Genomic DNA, 2,561 nt, shown 5'->3' on the forward strand with positions numbered 1-2,561 from the left:
CAGGCCAACTACGCCGCCGCCAACGCCTACCTGGACGCCCTCGCCCACCACCGCACCAGCACCGGGCACCCCACCACCAGCCTCGCCTGGGGACCGTGGACCACCGGCATGGCGGCCACCGTCGGCGAGGCGGGCCGCAGGCGGCTGAGCGGGACCGGTCTCACCCCGATCGACGAGCCGACGGGACGGTCCCTGTTCGACGCGGCCGCCACGGCCGGCGGCCCGGTCCTGTTCCCGTTGCCGCTGAACCGGACCGCGCTCCGACGCCGCGCCGCCGACGCCGCGCTGCCTCCCGTGCTGCGCGATCTGGTGCCGGCACCGACGCGGGCGACGACGGCGAGCGCCCCGACGCGGGCCCTGGCGGACACCCTGCGCGAGCTGTCGCCGGACGAACAACGGGACAGGATCGCCCAGTTGGTTCTCAGTCGGACCGCCGCCATCGCGGGGCACGACTCGGGCGGGGCCATCGCGATGGACCGGCCGTTCACCGAGCACGGATTCGACTCGCTGATGGCGGTGGAGCTGCGCGGTGCGCTCGACGCGGCCACCGGTCTGCGGCTGCCCGCGACGCTGGTCTTCGACCATCCGACACCCGCGGAGCTGTGCGACTACCTGCTGTCCCTGCTCGGCCCGGGCCGGTCCTCGGAACCGGAGTCGATCTTCGCCGAGATCGACCGGCTGGAGGTGAACCTCGGGCAGGTCGGTCAGCGGCACGCGGCGCAGGTGCGCAGTCGGCTCCGGTCGCTGCTCAACGCCTGGGAGAAGAACACCGGCGAGGACGACCGGGGCGACGGCGCCGCCGAACTGACGGCGGCGGATTTGGAAGACATGTTCGACATCATTGACGACGAGCTGGGCTTGTCCTGATGGGATTGGTGTGACGTGGACCAGGATAAGACGCTCCAGTACCTCAAGCGGCTCACCACCGAGCTGCGGGACACCCGGCAGCGGCTGCGTGCCGTGGAGGAGAGCAGTCACGAGCCCCTGGCGGTGGTGGGCATGGCCTGCCGGTACCCGGGCGGCGTGACGACACCGGAACAACTGTGGCAGCTCGTCGAAGCCGAGCAGGACGCCATCGGCGGCTTCCCCCGCGACCGCGGCTGGGACATCGAGGGGATGCGGTCGGCGCGCCCCGGCGACGCCGGAAGCAGCAACACCCTGCAGGGCGGGTTCCTGTACGACGCGGCGGAGTTCGACGCGGAGTTCTTCGGCATCTCGCCACGCGAGGCCGTGTCGATGGACCCGCAGCAACGACTGCTGCTGGAGACCGCGTGGGAGGCGGTCGAGGCCGCACAGATCGATCCTGGCTCGCTGCGGGGCAGCCGCACCGGCGTGTTCGCGGGCATCATGTACCACGACTACGCCTCCCGGCTGGCGCGGATACCGGACGTCGCGGAGGGATACCTCGGCACCGGCAACTCCGGCAGCATCCTCTCGGGCCGGATCGCCTACACGCTCGGGCTGGAGGGGCCGGCGGTCACCATCGACACCGCGTGCTCCTCGTCGCTGGTGGCGCTGCACCTCGCCGCTCAGGCACTGCGGCGCGGGGAGTGCTCACTGGCTCTGGTCGGTGGTGTGACCGTGATGGCCAGTCCGGCGCCGTTCATCGACTTCAGCAAGCAGCAGGGCCTCTCGTCGGACGGCCGGTGCAAGGCCTTCTCCGACGCCGCCGACGGCACCGGCTGGGCCGAGGGCGCCGGCATCCTGCTCGTGGAGCGGCTGTCGGATGCCCAGCGCAACGGTCACACCGTCCTGGCGGTGGTGCGCGGATCCGCAGTGAACCAGGACGGTCGCTCGAACGGCCTCACCGCTCCGAACGGGCCGTCGCAGCAGCGGGTCGTTCGTGACGCCCTCATCGACGCGGGGCTCCGACCCGACCAGGTCGACGCGGTGGAGGCGCACGGCACCGGCACCCGCCTCGGCGACCCGATCGAGGCGCAGGCGCTGCTGGCGGCCTACGGCCAGGACCGTGAACAGCCCCTCTGGCTGGGCTCGGTGAAGTCCAACATCGGCCACACCCAGGCCGCCGCCGGCGTCGCGGGCGTGATCAAGATGGTGATGGCGATGCGGCACGGGGTGCTGCCCCGCACCCTGCACGTCGAGGTGCCGAGCACCCAGGTCGACTGGACCGCCGGCGCCGTTTCCCTGCTGACCGAATCGGTCGCCTGGCCCGAACGTGACGGGACCCGCCGGGCAGGGGTGTCGTCCTTCGGCTTCAGCGGGACGAACGCGCACGTCATCCTCGAGCAGCCGCCCGCCGCCGAGAAGCCGGAGGAGCGTGCCGGCACCGCCCTGCCCGTGGTCCCGTGGCTGCTCTCCGGTCGGGACGAGCAGGCCCTGCGGGACACCGCGGCCCGACTCGCGGACGCCCTCACCGACGACACCTCACCACTCGACACCGGCTACACCCTCGCCACCACCCGCACGGCCTTCGACCACCGCGCCGTCGTCCTGGCCCGCGACCCCCACGAACAACGCCAAGCCCTCACCGCACTGGCCCAGGGCACCCCCCACCCACAGGTGATCACCGGCCGGGGTGGCGACGGAACCCTGACGATGGT

2 protein-coding genes are annotated in these 2,561 nt (G+C 72.3%); both read left to right on the forward strand.

Features of this window, described 5'->3' with window-relative positions; all coding sequences use genetic code 11:
• Nucleotides 1-867, forward strand: an 867-nt coding sequence (locus IF30_RS0140095) for a beta-ketoacyl reductase (protein ID WP_030247978.1), incomplete at its 5' end; no start/stop codon positions are given.
• A 15-nt stretch (nt 868-882) separates the two neighbouring features.
• Nucleotides 883-2,561: type I polyketide synthase (locus tag IF30_RS0140100; protein ID WP_030247979.1), on the forward strand; the 1,679-nt coding region annotated here is incomplete at its 3' end.

The sequence above is a fragment of the Streptomyces sp. NRRL S-350 genome, assembly GCF_000719705.1.
GTDB lineage: Bacteria > Actinomycetota > Actinomycetes > Streptomycetales > Streptomycetaceae > Kitasatospora.